12 protein-coding genes are annotated in these 14,923 nt (G+C 40.5%); 4 read left to right on the top strand and 8 right to left on the bottom strand.

Going from position 1 to position 14,923, the window contains the following annotated elements; translation table 11 throughout:
* Positions 1-104: 104 nt before the first annotated feature.
* The 6 genes from AB4407_RS20565 to AB4407_RS20590 form a co-directional block, all read right to left on the bottom strand.
* Positions 105-944, bottom strand: a complete 840-nt coding sequence (locus tag AB4407_RS20565) for a TPR end-of-group domain-containing protein (protein ID WP_372121816.1) — start codon at positions 942-944, stop codon at positions 105-107.
* A gap of 157 nt (positions 945-1,101) precedes the next feature.
* A complete protein-coding gene (locus AB4407_RS20570; protein ID WP_372121817.1) occupies positions 1,102-2,886 on the bottom strand; it encodes an ABC transporter ATP-binding protein in 1,785 nt (594 codons plus the stop codon).
* Positions 2,880-4,643: an ABC transporter ATP-binding protein gene (locus AB4407_RS20575; protein WP_372121818.1), complete on the bottom strand. Its 1,764-nt coding sequence runs from the start codon at positions 4,641-4,643 to the stop codon at positions 2,880-2,882. The genes AB4407_RS20570 and AB4407_RS20575 overlap by 7 nt, the downstream gene beginning before the upstream one ends.
* 226 nt (positions 4,644-4,869) lie before the next feature.
* Entirely contained in the window at positions 4,870-5,403 is a 534-nt protein-coding gene (locus AB4407_RS20580) for a hypothetical protein (RefSeq protein WP_372121819.1), read from the bottom strand.
* 12 nt (positions 5,404-5,415) lie between these two features.
* On the bottom strand, positions 5,416-7,527 hold the full coding sequence (locus AB4407_RS20585) for an LruC domain-containing protein (protein ID WP_372121820.1): 2,112 nt from the start codon (positions 7,525-7,527) through the stop codon (positions 5,416-5,418).
* A 523-nt stretch (positions 7,528-8,050) separates the two neighbouring features.
* Entirely contained in the window at positions 8,051-8,569 is a 519-nt protein-coding gene (locus AB4407_RS20590; RefSeq protein ID WP_372121821.1) for an NUDIX hydrolase, read from the bottom strand.
* Positions 8,570-8,939: 370 nt separating this feature from the next.
* Between AB4407_RS20590 and AB4407_RS20595 the strand changes: the two genes are divergently transcribed.
* A complete protein-coding gene (locus tag AB4407_RS20595; protein WP_086050745.1) occupies positions 8,940-9,194 on the top strand; it encodes a DUF333 domain-containing protein in 255 nt (84 codons plus the stop codon).
* Positions 9,195-9,421: 227 nt separating this feature from the next.
* Here AB4407_RS20595 and AB4407_RS20600 read toward each other — a convergent pair whose 3' ends face one another.
* Positions 9,422-10,300 (bottom strand): YdcF family protein, encoded by an 879-nt coding sequence (locus AB4407_RS20600; protein WP_372121822.1) that lies wholly within the window; start codon positions 10,298-10,300, stop codon positions 9,422-9,424.
* Between the two features lie 375 nt (positions 10,301-10,675).
* Here AB4407_RS20600 and AB4407_RS20605 point away from each other — a divergent pair, with 375 nt between their 5' ends.
* Positions 10,676-12,037 carry an L-serine ammonia-lyase gene (locus AB4407_RS20605; protein WP_372121823.1) on the top strand — a complete coding sequence of 454 codons (1,362 nt, stop codon included), beginning with the start codon at positions 10,676-10,678 and terminating at the stop codon, positions 12,035-12,037.
* Positions 12,038-12,921: 884 nt separating this feature from the next.
* On the opposite strand, the gene AB4407_RS20610 is transcribed toward AB4407_RS20605, so the two are convergent.
* Positions 12,922-13,776, bottom strand: coding sequence for a hypothetical protein (locus AB4407_RS20610; RefSeq protein WP_372121824.1), 855 nt, complete (start codon positions 13,774-13,776; stop codon positions 12,922-12,924).
* Between the two features lie 527 nt (positions 13,777-14,303).
* Here AB4407_RS20610 and AB4407_RS20615 point away from each other — a divergent pair.
* The gene (locus AB4407_RS20615) at positions 14,304-14,576 is read left to right on the top strand and encodes a hypothetical protein (RefSeq protein WP_372121825.1); all 273 of its coding nucleotides are present in this window, start codon (positions 14,304-14,306) and stop codon (positions 14,574-14,576) included.
* Positions 14,570-14,854 carry a hypothetical protein gene (locus AB4407_RS20620; protein ID WP_372121826.1) on the top strand — a complete coding sequence of 95 codons (285 nt, stop codon included), beginning with the start codon at positions 14,570-14,572 and terminating at the stop codon, positions 14,852-14,854. Before AB4407_RS20615 ends, AB4407_RS20620 begins: the two co-directional genes overlap by 7 nt.
* Positions 14,855-14,923: the final 69 nt, after the last annotated feature.

A 14,923-nucleotide genomic window follows, 5' to 3' on the forward strand; every position in this document is an offset into this window, starting at 1 on the left:
CGCTAATCCGCGATGAACCTAAAATAAGCGGAATGTAAGAAATCGTTCCGTAAAAATGATTAAAAGCATAGTGAGCGTACGAAGCTCACCATGCCATTAAATAATTACTCTTCACAAAGCGCTTCAAAACGATCTAAGCCGCGTAGCATCTCAAAGTCAGGTTCATCGGCTAATAGCTCTCGCATTGAACCACTGGCTTCAATAGCGCGCTCTAAGTCATCGATAGCTTGACCTTCTGCCCCTAATCGAGCGTAGGCGCAAGCGCGTTGATACAAGGCATGAGCATTTTGGTCATCGACTTCTAATACACGGTTACAAAGACTCATTGCCCAGTGGTATTCCTGTATATCCATAGCAGCGTCAGCTTTGGCAGTAAGTGCTTCTAAATCTCCAGGACGAACCTTCAGTATTTCATCGTAGATTTCAATCTTTTGCTCTGCCGTTTGTGCGTTCTGTGCTCTCAACCATAGGTTATGAATCTCATTGATAATTTCAATTTCGCGGTTGTTGTCTGAGATAATTCGAGTCTTACGCTTCAGATCCCGTTCAAGAACATTAAACTTCTTCTCATAGTCTTGAGCGATAGAATTAAGTCGCTTATCAGCCATATCTTGAGTTGTGTGTTTTAGCTCTTTGATGGATTGCCAACCCACCAGCGCGATAAGAGAGGCGACACCAGCAATGATGTAGAAGAAATACGTTACGGTCACGTTGGCGTAGTTCAGCGATTTGTCCGCAACAGAGAGCTCACGGTCGGTCATCTGAATAGTCAAACGTCTTTCAAGATCTTGTTGCTCCATGCGCAATTGCTTCAACTCGTCCAAGATATAGCGTTCCATCAATGGTCTATCCAAATACTCTTGATCTGAGTACTTAACCTCTTCGTTTGCAAAACTCATAGTCGTGATCATTGAGATAACTGCAATCAATAAGATTCGAAGCATTACACATTCCTTTATATATTAACCTTTACGCTAACTGTATCTCGTAATAGACATACAAGCTAGGAACTCGGCAAGTTTGGCTTATTCGTATTAGTTAATAGTTAATAGTTAATAGTTAATAGTTAATAGTTATTTATAGCTCGATAGTCACTCACTTCTACAATCGACTCTTTCCACAATCGATTCCTCCAACCACCGACTCTTCCAACAATCCGGCATAAATTCCATTGTGTGCTATCAGCTGTCGATGATTGCCTTGTTCAACAATTTCACCCTTTTCCAACACAAGAATGGTATCCGAGTGGCGAACTGTACTCAGGCGGTGTGCAATCGCAATCACGGTTTTTTCCTTGAACAGACGCTGCATCGCTTTTTGAATCAAGTCTTCGGTGATGGAATCTACTGAACTGGTTGCCTCATCAAGCATCATCAGTTGTCCGCCTTGAGCAACCGCTCGTGCAAAGGAGATAAGCTGAGTTTGCCCTACCGATAAGTTGGATCCATTCTTTTCTAAACGGAAATCATAACCCTGTGGTAGCTGCTCGATAAACTTATCCGCGTAAACATAACGCGCAGCTTGCTCAACCTCGGTTCTTGAGAGATGTTCCTTACCCAGCGCGATATTGAATTGGATTGTCTCTTCAAACAAGTGCACATCTTGCATCATCATTGAGAACAAATGAACAGAGTCTTCGCTTGAGATCTGCGATAACTCAATACCGTTAAGCAGAATACTGCCTTCATAGTCTTGGTAGGTTTTAGATATCAAACGCAGAATCGTCGATTTGCCTGACCCAGTCGAACCCACGAGCGCGATTTGATGCCCTTTTTCCAATACAAACGAGACATTCTTTAGAACGTACGGAGCATCGTCTTTGTAGCGAAAGCTCACGTTCTTAAATTCTAAGCTCACAAACTGTTCGAGCTGATTTTCAACCTTGTTAGACGGCATTAAGTTGCGGCCTTCTTCTTCCGTCGGCTCAACAAACAGCTCTTCGATATGGTCGAACGCAGCAAATGAGCTCTGAATCGAAGCAATTTGTGAGGTGAAGTCGCGAATCGGAACAAATACCTTTTCTAAGGTGTTGATGAACGCAATCAGCACGCCCAAGGTGAGAGCCCCTTCGATCACTTGCCCAGAACCGTACCAAATCATGATCGCGATGGTGATTGAGGTGATGCCAGAGATAAACGAAAACAGAATAGCATCGTACTTATTGATCTTTTTCTGCGCTTTAAAAAACTCATCGGTATAGCCTTGGTAACGTTGCTCGACTTGCTCTTCCGCTCGGTACATCTGAACGGTTTTCATCCCAAATAAGACTTCTTGTAAAAAGCCAATGCCGCGAGCGAGCGAAGAACGCGTCACCTTGTACAACTCACGAAGTCGGTTTCTCACATACACCGTCAAATACATCACTGGCGGCATGATAATCAAAACAATCATGGTTAATTGCCAGTCAATGAAGAACATCATCACCAACAGAGCAATGGTGTTAATACTGTCCTTCACGAGACCAACAACCGATTGAACAAACGCCTCGCCGATGGTTTCCAAGTCGCTGGTTAGTCGTGAAAGCGTGACGCCAATCGGTGTGTTATCAAAATAACGGCGCAGCAGTTTAAGTACGCGAGCAAACAACACTGAGCGCATGTCAGTTATCGTATACTGCCCCGTTTTACGTAGGTTATACGAATAAGTTGTATCCACCACATAGCTAATCACCAGCACAGCAACGAGATAGAAGACATATTCGAACAGTCCATCCATATCACCATGACTTAAATGAACATCGATCACTTGAATGATCAGCCAAGGAAACAATAGGCTTGTAATGACAGAGAGCGGAAGCATAGCAATACCCAGAATCGCAGAGCGCTTGTATTTCTTAGCAAACTTGAAAAAGTGCTCGAGATACTTGAGATCAACACCTTTTAGCATGCTGCTGCCCCCGTTTCATTATGCTGTAACTGCCACGTATCGTAATAGTACTCACACGTTTTCAATAGCGTGTCATGGTCGCCCTTAGCAATCACCTTACCTTCGTTCAAAACGATGATTTCGTCCATATATTCAAGGGTATTAACACGGTGTGAAACCACAAGTACCGATTGATTTTCTAAACGCTTAAACAGACCTTCCAAGATCTTACGTTCTGTTTCATAGTCGACAGCCGATAGAACGTTATCCATGATGATTAAGTCGGTCGGCTGCAACAGAGCACGTGCGATACTGAGACGCTGCTTCTGACCACCAGACAACATGATGCCCTTCTCTCCAACTAAGGTTTGGTCGCCATGCTCAAAGCGAGTCACATCACTGGCCAATTGGCTGAGCTCTAATACTTCATCAACCTGACTCTTGGCCAAATCGGCATCTAAGCTACCAAAACGAATATTGTCTTCGACGGTTGCTGAAAACAGATAAGGGTCTTGAGTCACGGTTTTCACATAACGGCGCAAGTCACTGCGCGAGAAGCTAGTGATATCTCTTTCGCCAAGAAAAACTGAACCTTGTGGAACATCCAAATGATGGTTCAAGCAATTCACTAATGTCGTTTTACCCGCTCCGATTCCGCCTAGCACACCCACTTTCTTGCCCGCTGGAATATCAAAGCTAATGTCATCAAGGATCAAGCGTTCTTCACCCGCGTAACTAAAGCTAAGATTGCGAACGGAAAACGTTTTTCCCTTTAGCGATTCAACATCTAACTCAGAGAGTTTCTCTTCATCAAGGTCTGGAACTTTGGCATTAAGGATGGTTTGTGCACTTTGAATGCCGACCATGCCACGCTGATAAATGGTCGCGATTCTGCCTAATTGCATCAATGGCATTGCCAACAAAACCGAATAAGTCAGAAAGGCGGTAATCTCACCTAGGGTTAGCTCTTGTCTCATTAACATGTAGCCACCAAGCCCTAAAATGATGATTTTCATCAGGTCATTGGCGTAGTCGAGTACTGGCATAAAGAAGACTTGAATACGTGTAATTTTAAGGCGGCATTCAAGTAATAACTGATTCAGCTTTTCAGTTTCAGCTTTCACCCAAGGTGACATCTGCTGGCTCTTAATCAAGTCAATCCCAGACAGGTAACTCATTAGCTGAGCAGACAAGTTTTGCAGACGTTTCATGTGCTCTAAATGCAGCGTTTTCATACGCTTGAAGCCCACCCGAAAAATCATAAAAGCGATTGAGATAGGAATAATCGAATACAGTGTGAGTTCTGGCGATATACGCCACATATAAAGAGGTGTCAGCGATAACGCGAGTAACGCATTGAAGAACTGAAGAAACCCCACACCAAACATCAGTCGGATGCCGCTAAGGTCATTATTCATGATTGAAATGAGCCGACCCGATGCAAAACGTTCATGAAAACTGCTCGGTAAGCGATTCAGCTTTTGTAGAAGTGTACTCTTTAGTGCTGCTTCTGTAATTCGCCCCGGATTAAGCGCATAGATACGAGACAGAATTCTCACCACCACCATAGCAACCGACATGCCGACCACAATCCAAACATAGGTTTGAAGCTGCTGATGGCCCGTTGTTGAAGCATCCTCAATAAGATCGATGGCAAGTTGGATATAACGAGGGATCTCTACCTGTAACCAGTTAACGAGAAAAATGAACACAATCGCCAGTAAGTACGAGGTGCGATTCATGCGCAAATAATGGGCAACAAACTGTCTTTTATTCATAGTCTTCTTTGTTTAGGGCAGGCTCACCGAGTTTTGGTGATTTCGTAAAGCGAGAAACGAGCGTCACTTAAGTAAAGATACACCTAAAACACCGGATTGATAATATCACTCAATTCATTTTATACAGGTTATCTCAGGTCTCGATGTTAGAAAAATTCACAACAAAAGCACCTAAAACAACGTTACCGCCGAAATAGCGGTAACGTTGTTTGGTAGAAGATAAAGATTAAAGAATCACGTCTACATTATCGTCCTCAATGTTTACAAGGAGTTTCACTTCGCTTCCCATTGCCGACGGATACCAGACTTCAACCCATACTTTATCAACATGATTGGGTAAAAGGAGAGTTGTAGAGAAATCAATATCTTGATTGATTGGGCTCCTCAGCACTTGTGAGGTGTAATCGACAACATCACCATTGAACTCTGTATAAATACTCATAAAACCTCGAGAACTTTGCGAGCTTGCTACGTCAACGTTTACAGACACTTCTCTCTCCGTAGAAAAATCAAAACCTTCCGGTATAGATAACTCAGATGATTTAATAGACTGCGGTATCACTACTGGAGCAGGTGTCACCACGTTATTGCTACCAACGGTCGAATTACTCGGAGGAGTGACGGGGACCGGAGCCGTAGTATTGCTCGGAGGAGCGACAGTACTTGGAGATGAAGCGGTACTATCACCTCCACCTCCGCCGCCACAAGCTGAAAGGAATACAAAGCCTACACCACTCAAAATTAGTTTGATTGTTTTCATAAATCCTCCTGATTAATCTTCCGTTGACCAAGTTTTGCTGGCGTTAGGGTTTTGGTACCACGTTGGTTTTGAAGCACCACCTGATGTAGCCCACTCAGCAAACTCCGGGTACACCTCACTAACATCAATGTATTCTGATGGATGATTCCAAGGTGATGAAATTAAGATACCCCAAGGCATGTTTTGTGTCGTTCGGTAGTATTTGTCACTAGACGGATCTGAATCATCTTGTGCAATACCATAGAAATCACTCACTAACGTGCCACGCGATGTTGGTGGGAAGTCCGCAGTATGGATTTCTAAGTCTTTCCCCGGCGATGTAGAGAAACTGTCACCATGGTAATAACCCGCTCCCGCACCAAAGATGAATGGGTCGAAGCCACTTAATGGCATCAGTGAACTCACTGTTGGCTCGCTTCCAGAAGCAAACGGCAGAGAAATACTGAACGTCATTTGGTCAGCTTCTAAAGCCGGACTACATGAAGGGTTAGTGCGGTGGAACATACACTCACCATTAATCGGAAGATCATTTTTTAGGTTCAACGACGCGACAACAACGAGGTCTCCTCCTGGCGATGCAACGCTTTTATCTTCACCCGTAAACGGCGAAATATTTACCCGAGTCGCGCCATTCTTTTGCACTCGAGCCGTTTGCAGATCGACATCTGATTCATCGAAGCCATTAAGCTTCCACCCCAACCCATTACCATAAGAAGCACCGTAGGCCATTATGGTTCCTGTAATATCCATTCGAAGCACTGCGTCTTCTTTACTTAAAATAGTGGTGCGGTAGTAAACCACAATGTCGTTTAAGTCGAAGTCACCAACTTCTGGCCAATTGTCTTCAAAGGCCGCTGTATAGTAATTCGAATGTTGAACCGTTGTGCCAGGATCCGTAACGTTAAATACATAGTCCTCAACTTCACCATCACCAACATAACCGTCACTCGGAATATTAGGGCTACTCGCCAAACGGAATCGAGTTTGTACGCTCCCAACGACAGCATCATCACTCACTCGAATAGGGACGACTTGGCTTCCAACTACAACAGAATGATTTTTTAATATCTGCTCGTCATCCTCAAAAGATCCATTCATATCCCAGTCAGCCCAAGCTTGCAGATAACCACTCCCCACAATGTTGACATTAATTAAACTGTCTAAGCCGACTTCAAGGTTCGTCAACAGTGCAATTCCGTCATCATCATTTCCGCCAACATCCAAATCATCGCCGTTGGATGATGCACCCGGTTGGCCATCTGTATCGGCATCAATACTAGCACCTAAGTATAGTGTGGAAGATATCGCATGCTCAGCACCGTTACTCGCCTGCAACGTTCCATAACTATCAGGAGCGTCACCAAAATCAGATTCATCTGAACTTTCTATTGGCGTAGTAAATCCAGATAAGTCCCAGTTACCGTCAAATGCCGAGAAAATCGGGTTGGGGAAACTACTGCTACTACTCGTAACCGTTTCAAATTGTAGAGTTACAATCGAGGTATTCTTGTAGGTGAATTTTACAGCACCGGAGGTGTCAGTTTCCGAATAGTTCGTTCCTGGCCCGGTGAATAGAACCGACGTTCCATCGGCACTCTCTTCCGCTGTCAAACTCGCGCTAGCACTACCAAGTTGATAACTGTAGAAACCTTCACTTTTAAACACTCTTACTTGCTCCGACTGCACGGGTTCGCCATCAATGTCGTAGCCAATCATGTCAAATTCGGGAAGTGTATAGGGCACTGAAAATGTACCTGACAGGCCATCCGTACCATCATAAAATTCAAACGTATAAGTTAGGCCAGCAGAGCCTGCAGAGTTAGTTTGATAGAGAAAACCAATATCTCCTGAGGGCTGCACTGCACCAACTTTGTAGTTCGGAGCATGAAACAGAAATGTCGCATCACCGAACACACTACTAGACACTTTGGCATCTATTGTTTTTCCATCATGTGTACCAACATTGAGGAAGTGCATCGAAGATCCATCATAGGTTGGCCCAGCCCACGAACTGCTGCCGTTCATCGCCTCTACATGATTTGAAAAGTCCAAATCTACCGTCGTTGCATAGACAGGGACACTGGCAACTGCCGTCATAAGACAAATAACTTGCTTGTATTTCATAGTAAACCTCGACTTCTTCTTCGCGTGAGCGATTTCCTTGAAAAGTGTGTGAACTCTGAACGGCAATTTAAAGAAGCGTCTCAGTTAACTCTGAAACAAACTATTCGCATCTTTGTTGATTATGTTGATGCCGATAAAGCGAGCTGCTTAATACAAAGAAGCAAAAGAGAAGCCAAGTTTCCGATCGTTTTAAAATCATCGTATTACATTGAAAAATAAGACTTATTTTTAAAAATTAAAATTACAGTCAGAATGAAACTGTCTTTTCTTCAAAATAAGAATCAATTTGATGAAGGGTTAGTTACTTGATGAAAGATTAGTCAACTTGAAAGTCTGTTAGAGAAGGAAACGTTCTATGCTGGTTGGAAACGGATAGGTTGTTTACGGACTGGAGGCGTTTTGCTTAAAACTAAAATTACGATGGGTTAGCTCAACTAAAGGAGGGAGGAATTATTGTTGGTTCATGGTGAACAAAACTGTTTAAAACATTCTACTTTTAAACAGTTTTGATTTATTAAAAGGGTTACAGCATTTCCTTTGCGATTAGATGCAGCAGAAACGTTTCCCGCTCAATGCTCATGCCCTTTTTAGGGCTCTCGGCCATGGTCTTCTCATTATGAGCAATGGCCTCATGAATGTTCATCCACACAGGTTTCATCCCATTTTTCACTTCGTAGTCTTCGTAAGCTGTTTCACCCAGCTCACGATCAATCTTGCATGAGTAGCAGTAAGAGATCATGTGCATCATATCTGCATCATCTTTATACCAAGGGCGAAACTCTTCAAAAATACCGAACGGCTTAATACTGTGAATGTTCTTCGCACCCGTCTCTTCTTCAAGCTCACGGACCATACCTGCAATCACATCTTCCCCTTCATCCAAACCACCCCCCGGAATGGTGTAGTCGTGGTAACGCTCTGTATACAGCATCAAAATGTCTTCGCCATCTAACACAATCGCACGTGCAGCATTGCGCTTGAATACCGTTTGGTTGTCTAGATGTTCGATATCAGGGTGGATGGTGGTTTTAAGATGTCTCATGATTCTGACTGCTCTACTGAATTTGGCGGCATCATATCATAATCATCCATAGATTCGACGTTCTCCGTCCCCTGAAAGAACACATAACCTCTGCTTTTAATCGCTGTTCGCCCACGGCTATCTAGTAGAAATAACCATCAAGTAGAACTTTATTGGCAGAGACCGTTCCTGCTAGAGCACCAGCTATTCCAGCATGATCAAACACTCAAAAAGCAGTTAAAAATAGCGAAATATCAACCTATTTCAATATCTTGACCAAATTAGAACAACCTTTTCTGAAATCTAAAATATACTAGTTTCATAGAGCTTCTAATCTGGTTCTGTAGAACTTAACACATTCGATTATAGAGTTATCACGTAGGAGATAAACATGAAGAAAATTGGTTTGATGGCTGTATTTGCCGTTGTGTTGGGCGGTTGTGCAAACGACTATGCAGAATATAGCGAAGGACAACGTGTTTCAGTCGCTAACCCAGCAGCGGTTTATTGTGTTCAACAAAATGGTGAATTAGAAACCGTGACTGAAAACAATCAACGAACTACTTATTGTGTATTTAATGACGGTGAACGTATCGAGCAATGGGAATACTACCGCAACAACCATGAGCAAAAAGAAGAAAGCTAAACTGCGATATCGTGAACTGTTGACGTCGCACCTATACACGACGTTAACCCTTCACCAGCTCCACCCAATCAAATCACATGACATGAGGTAAACTGTTCGCTATCGAGCGGTCGGTTTACCTTACTATACACATCAACTTTATACACACATCACCTTCATACACACATCACCTTCATACACAAAGCACCTTTTGGCTACCTACTATATTACTAATATTGGTGTTTTCGCTATCTCCACCAGCGATGTGTGTGATCTGATTCTGGATCTAAATAACGATTCAATAAAGTCAGGTTAGTATCGAGCAATGCTAGGTACTCCCGAACTTTTTCTATGTCGATTCCGACTGGGGTATTTTGGATGCAGGTCTCCAATACTGGAAGCAAGCTTTCTACGATATCAAAATGAGATGAACGCCCGACTAAATCCTTTGCCGCTATCAAGGCTTCCAACGACAACCTTTCTGGCTCTTGTCTTACTGAATCCAAATCTCTCTTAAATGCACCCACAGAAACACCTTCAAGATAGACTCGGTAGGTCGTCAGGGCATCCATTAACAGAAGCAATTGCCCTTGCTCTGTTTGATGAGGGTATGGCACCGCGACATGAGCCTCTAGCTGACGATCTATTTGTAGATCCACCCCAAGTGCAGAGCACTTCTCGACCAAAACCTTAAGCAAACCTTGCTCGTCCATCAGTGATTGAATCTCGAAGATACGTTGTAAGTGGTAGTCATTAGAAACGAACGTCACCTTCACACTCTGCCCGCGTGTAAACAGCCCGCTTTTAATCATCTCTGAGGCCAAGTTTTGAATGTTCTCAACCGTATTGGTCGAATGCTGCTCAAGTAAAACCGCCCCTATGGGAAACGGATACTCACGTTGATTTTCAAGCTCTCGAAAATACTCGTGCATCGCATCGGCTTCAGACAATGTTTGTCCTTTTGTTACTCCACCACAGAACGCCACAGCCGTTTGCTGGTTCGACTTTTCTGCCAAAGGCCCCGCCAGATATTCAACTAAGGCATCAACTCGACTGGTTCCTTCATTAGTCAATTTATTCTCATTAAGTCGCTTACCTAGCACAATAAGGAGGTGAATAATGCTCATTTTATGTTCAAGTCTCGTTTTAGTGATTAGATGGAGTGAATTATGTATACAATACTTATTAACAAAAGTATTTTGAAATTCTTACATGTTGCTCTCAATAATGCTCACTATTGATAGCAACATCTCGGGTCATACAAGAATAGACGTGTCGCTTTAAAGCAAACATAGCACGCTCTTGTATTTCATCGCTCTATGCTTGTTGACACGAGTTTCAATAAAAGAAACCTTTCAAGCAAAGAGCCAGCTCAATCGAATAACTGTTTCAGCTAAAGAACTGCTTCACCCAAAGAACAGGTTCACTCAAAGAAGTGGAACTAACGAAATACAAATTTTACACAGAGTTCGTTCATCGAACCGTCTTCACAGGAAGTTACTATGCTGTCTATTTTTGATATCTACAAAATTGGGGTTGGGCCCTCCAGCTCCCACACAAATGGACCAATGATCGCTGGGTTTAACTTTACCCAAAAAATTGATGCTCAGCTTACACAAGTAGAGCGTATTCAAATCGACTTATACGGCTCGTTATCATTAACGGGTATTGGTCACCATACAGACAGAGCGACCTTATTAGGTTTACTCGGCAACCGCCCCGACACCATTAAAATTACCAGTGCCAACCAAGCAATGCGTAAAGCAATTGAAGATAAGTCTCTACTGGTTAGCGGTAAGCATGAAATTCACTTCGACGTAGAAAGCGACTTGCTGTTCCATAAAACCAACCTTCCGCTACATGAAAATGGCATGACCATCTCTGCTTTTGACGCAAGCGGTAGTCTTTTAGAGATGGAAACATATTACTCAATTGGTGGTGGCTTTATTGCAACCGCTGATGAGCTACAAAACGGCAAGCAAGAAGCAGAAACACAAGTTGAGTTCCCTTTTTCTTCTGCCGACCAACTACTTGAATTGTCAGAGCAGCAAGGGCTTAGCCTTGGTGGCTTAATCCTGCGCAATGAAGTGTCTTTTCAAGGCATGGACGTGATTGACCAAAAAGCTGACCAAATTTGGAAGGTGATGTCTCTGTGCATGCAGCGTGGCTTTGACACCGAAGGTATTCTTGATGGCGGTTTAGAAGTGACACGTCGAGCGCCAGCTCTTTTGAAAAAGCTTGAGGCGAATGCTTCGATTGAAAACGATCCAATGGAGATCATGGATTGGATTAACCTATTTGCCTTTGCTGTGAGTGAAGAAAACGCAGCGGGTGGACAAGTCGTAACATCGCCAACTAACGGAGCGGCTGGCGTTATCCCTGCGGTACTAATGTACTACCACCGCTTCATCAAAGAGCTAGACACCAAGCAGTTGAAAGACTTTTTAGCAGTCTCTGGCGCTATTGGCATCTTGTACAAAACCAACGCTTCGATTTCTGGTGCAGAAGTGGGTTGTCAGGGCGAAGTTGGCGTATCTTCATCAATGGCTGCAGCAGGCTTAACCGCCCTACGCGGTGGTAGCAACGAACAAATCTGCATCGCAGCTGAAATCGCTATGGAACACTCACTAGGTATGACATGTGATCCAATCGGTGGGCTTGTTCAAGTGCCATGTATTGAGCGCAATGCAATGGGCGCAATGAAAGCCATCAACGCATCACGTATGGCGCTGAAACGTACCAGTAAGTGTCTTATCTCGTTAGACAAGGTTATTGCAACCATGTACCAAACAGGTAAAGACATGAACAAGAAGTACCGTGAAACGTCCTTAGGTGGCTTGGCCGTGATAAACTTATGTCAATAACACCACTCAATTTTTTAGCAAAATCAGGTGTATAGTTGTTTAAGTCGAAAGTGAACTTTCTCCGACTCTGAAAGGAAAAGCCCGATAGATATAGCATTTTTAAAAAAGTGTTGTGTTTGTCGGGTTATGTTACAAACGGACAAATCCAATAGTTTTGATTATCGATCAAACGGACAAATCCAACATTTTCTTGATTAAAAGTGATATTGCTATTTTTAAGTGTTTGATTTTAAAATAGTGGGGTAAGTCTCATTTTTGTAAGTTTATGATTTTGATGATGTTCTTAGTTGATAATTGCAATTAAGAGATTTAAACAAAGCTAGGTTTTGATTGATTTTTAATTTTCAAAAAACGATAGACACAACAAAGAAACGAGACAAGCAGCAACAACACACAAGGCGAAAAAATCCCTACATACCAAGGTTTTTAGTGTTGAAAATCTGAAAAATTGAGTTGTTGAAGTGCTACGGTAAAAATTAGCGTGTACCCCTAAATCGTCAAAATTGAAAAAATCAAACGGTTGGTTTTTATATCCAAAACATTGCATATAATCACTAAAAAAGAAAAGTGTAAAAAGTGGAATTGATAAACCCCTATTTATAAGGCTTTTTTAGGTATTGAGTTGCTAGAATATGCACTTGAATAACTTTAAAGCATTAGATTGCTGTATTCATACATTATCTATATTTCTAATTATATGGTAATTTACATAACGACATTTTCAAAACTATCAAAATATCAAAATTGTTGGATTTGTCGCAATCCATACCAAACCATTCAGAGCCTAAAAAAGTTGGATTTGTCCAACTTTTGATTAAAAATCCTTTTATTTAAATGAAAAAAAACGCCCTGTCGAGCGTTAAAAATTAATTAAAATCAATGGATTACATAGACGTATACAAGTCGAACATATCATTAATTTCTTCAAAATCTGCTTTATCATAGCCATAAAAATCTAGTGTTACTGTCTTTGAATAAGTTTTTTTATTAAGCTTGTAAGTGACTGTAAAATCACGCTTTCCAAGTCGTTTGGGCGGTTCTACAAACGTTTCAGTCAATGTTATTTGAGCAGGATTTTTAAGAGCAACAAAACGACTATTAAAGTAATTGTAACGTTTACTGTTTGCGATTAAATATTTTTCTGTATGTATTCTAAACTCGTTTTTAGTAAAAATTTTGTTTCCGTTTATCGCTAAAACTTCGGTTATAATGTCTGAAAGCTCACGATTATTGATAGTTAGACCTTTTAAAGAGCCTTTAAAAGATCTTTTAAACTCTTTATTATTCGTTAGTTTTTTAACACGTTGACGACTGTTCAAAGAAAGCTTTTTAGTGTCTAAAAATAAAGGTTTTTCAGGCATTGAAAAATCCCTTAATTTCTTAATACCTAGCTTTCCGAACCTCCAACCAAATGAATAGTAAGGGATAGCTCTTTTTTCTACTTCTTCAATTAAATATTTATATCTAAAATAGTGTTCAAGATTTTCTTGATTATCTTCAAAAATTGAAAACTCAGATATACAACAGTTGTTTGTTTTAATGTTTGAATACTTGATTTTATTCGTTAAAACTGTCTTTTTTACGTCTTCAAAGTCTTGAAGATATGAGTTACAACAAACTCTATCAATAAGTTCATTAGTTATATTTTTCATTTCAAAAATTTCGACTTTATACCAACGTCTAATTTCTGTTTTTGTTTGATTAAAATGTATTTTGTTATCTTTTATTTCATAATTCACTTCGAACCTCTCTTATTTGATCTTAATTATTTAATTACCATTTTATTTTTAACTTGTCAAATAAAATATTGGACTTGTCTTATTGTTTTTCATTTTAAAATAAGGGAAATAAAAAATAAGTATTGGATTTTTCGGTTGGTATGTCATACGACAAAGTTTATTAATATCAAAGTTGTGATATACAAATAAGAGAGAAAAAAAGGAATTAGAGATAATGAAAATTAAATTAATATGTCTTGTTTTGTGTTGTTTTACTGCGTCTTTTTCAACTGCACAGACGCATACACAGATTAAAAAAATTAAAGGGAATAAGTATAATATTTACTATTATTCAACAACTTATAGTGACAGTAAGGTTTTCACAAGCTGCTTTTACGGCTACCCAAATAACCCACACACGAATAAATCAAGCAGTTGGTTATCGTTTAATACTCGTTATTTTTACGGTCTCACAAGTGGCGATATTAGACGTTGTGAAGAAATGCTTGATTCTACACATAGATATAATAAATAAAAGGAGTTAGACGATGAGTGATTATTACAAAAAGCGAATAAGTGAACTTGATAAAAAATTAAAAGAAGAATTTATAGATGACAAGTTAAAAATTGACTTGTTAGAACTTGAACTTTTCAGAATAGAAAAAACAATCAAAGATAAACTTAAAATGATTAAAGAACTTGAAGATAATATTTTTTGTTTAGAAAACGCTTATCATAATTTTTGTTGCACAGAAGAAGAGGAAGAAGAAGAATTAAGATTTAGAGATTTATTGAGAAGAGCGAGAGAAATAAAATGTTAGTCAATTTAGAGAGAGAGCCAGAAATGATTATTGTTTTTCTTGCCGCCGTTTTTTTCTTCGCAGATTATGAAGCGAAGACCTATGAAAAAACACTAGAAGCAAGAAATAAAACGGATTACATTAATTTTAAAGTTTTTGAAAATTATATGTGGAAAAATCAAAAGTATAGTGGAAAAACTGACAAAGAAATCTTGGAAGTTTTGAACAACGAATGGAATAGAAGAGGAATATATATTCCTGAGAATTTTTCAGAAAGATTGAAGAAAAAACCAGATTAATTTAAAACATATGTTGACCTCTAAGAATAAATAATATATAAATAGTTCAAGATTACTTAATAACAAATC

The sequence above is a fragment of the Vibrio sp. 10N.261.46.E11 genome (assembly GCF_041472735.1).
Lineage (GTDB): Bacteria > Pseudomonadota > Gammaproteobacteria > Enterobacterales > Vibrionaceae > Vibrio.

Bases quoted from the DNA above. Each gene is read 5' to 3' on its own strand.
- AB4407_RS20565 (WP_372121816.1), bottom strand. From the start codon at position 944: ATGCTTCGAATCTTATTGATTGCAGTTATCTCAATGATCACGACTATG.
- AB4407_RS20570 (WP_372121817.1), bottom strand. From the start codon at position 2,886: ATGCTAAAAGGTGTTGATCTCAAGTATCTCGAGCACTTTTTCAAGTTT.
- AB4407_RS20575 (WP_372121818.1), bottom strand. From the start codon at position 4,643: ATGAATAAAAGACAGTTTGTTGCCCATTATTTGCGCATGAATCGCACC.
- AB4407_RS20580 (WP_372121819.1), bottom strand. From the start codon at position 5,403: ATGAAAACAATCAAACTAATTTTGAGTGGTGTAGGCTTTGTATTCCTT.
- AB4407_RS20585 (WP_372121820.1), bottom strand. From the start codon at position 7,527: ATGAAATACAAGCAAGTTATTTGTCTTATGACGGCAGTTGCCAGTGTC.
- AB4407_RS20590 (WP_372121821.1), bottom strand. From the start codon at position 8,569: ATGAGACATCTTAAAACCACCATCCACCCTGATATCGAACATCTAGAC.
- AB4407_RS20595 (WP_086050745.1), top strand. From the start codon at position 8,940: ATGAAGAAAATTGGTTTGATGGCTGTATTTGCCGTTGTGTTGGGCGGT.
- AB4407_RS20600 (WP_372121822.1), bottom strand. From the start codon at position 10,300: ATGAGCATTATTCACCTCCTTATTGTGCTAGGTAAGCGACTTAATGAG.
- AB4407_RS20605 (WP_372121823.1), top strand. From the start codon at position 10,676: ATGCTGTCTATTTTTGATATCTACAAAATTGGGGTTGGGCCCTCCAGC.
- AB4407_RS20615 (WP_372121825.1), top strand. From the start codon at position 14,304: ATGAGTGATTATTACAAAAAGCGAATAAGTGAACTTGATAAAAAATTA.
- AB4407_RS20620 (WP_372121826.1), top strand. From the start codon at position 14,570: ATGTTAGTCAATTTAGAGAGAGAGCCAGAAATGATTATTGTTTTTCTT.